Below are 345 nucleotides of genomic sequence, written 5' to 3'. Positions count from 1 at the left end.
GCCGGCGTAGCTCAACTGGTAGAGCAACTGACTTGTAATCAGTAGGTTGCGGGTTCAAGTCCTGTCGCCGGCTCCATTATCAAAATAATACCTATGCGGGTGTAGCTTAATGGTAAAGCCCTAGCCTTCCAAGCTAGTTACGTGGGTTCGATTCCCATCACCCGCTCCATCTAAATTTCATACACCATGCGGAAGTAGCTCAGCGGTAGAGCATCGCCTTGCCAAGGCGAGGGTCGCGAGTTCGAATCTCGTCTTCCGCTCCATTGTGCGCCCGTAGCTCAGCTGGATAGAGTAATTGACTACGAATCAAGAGGTCAGGGGTTCGAATCCCTTCGGGCGCGCCAT

Annotated in this window: 4 tRNA genes; all 4 read left to right on the top strand. The window is 52.8% G+C overall.

Annotation, left to right across the window (positions count from 1 at the left end):
• The 4 genes from H1S01_RS21000 (at nucleotide 1) to H1S01_RS20985 (ending at nucleotide 344) form a co-directional block, all read left to right on the top strand.
• Nucleotides 1-76: transfer RNA gene (locus H1S01_RS21000), tRNA-Thr, on the top strand.
• Nucleotides 77-95: 19 nt separating this feature from the next.
• Nucleotides 96-169: transfer RNA gene (locus H1S01_RS20995), tRNA-Gly, on the top strand.
• A 19-nt stretch (nucleotides 170-188) separates the two neighbouring features.
• Nucleotides 189-263, top strand: a tRNA-Gly gene (locus H1S01_RS20990).
• 4 nt (nucleotides 264-267) lie between these two features.
• Nucleotides 268-344, top strand: a tRNA-Arg gene (locus H1S01_RS20985).
• Nucleotide 345: the final 1 nt, after the last annotated feature.

The sequence above is a fragment of the Heliobacterium chlorum genome (assembly GCF_014502795.1).
In the GTDB taxonomy this organism is placed as follows: domain Bacteria; phylum Bacillota; class Desulfitobacteriia; order Heliobacteriales; family Heliobacteriaceae; genus Heliobacterium; species Heliobacterium chlorum.
Note: the sequence above shows the minus strand (reverse complement) of the source record. Positions and strands in the feature narration are given on the sequence as shown.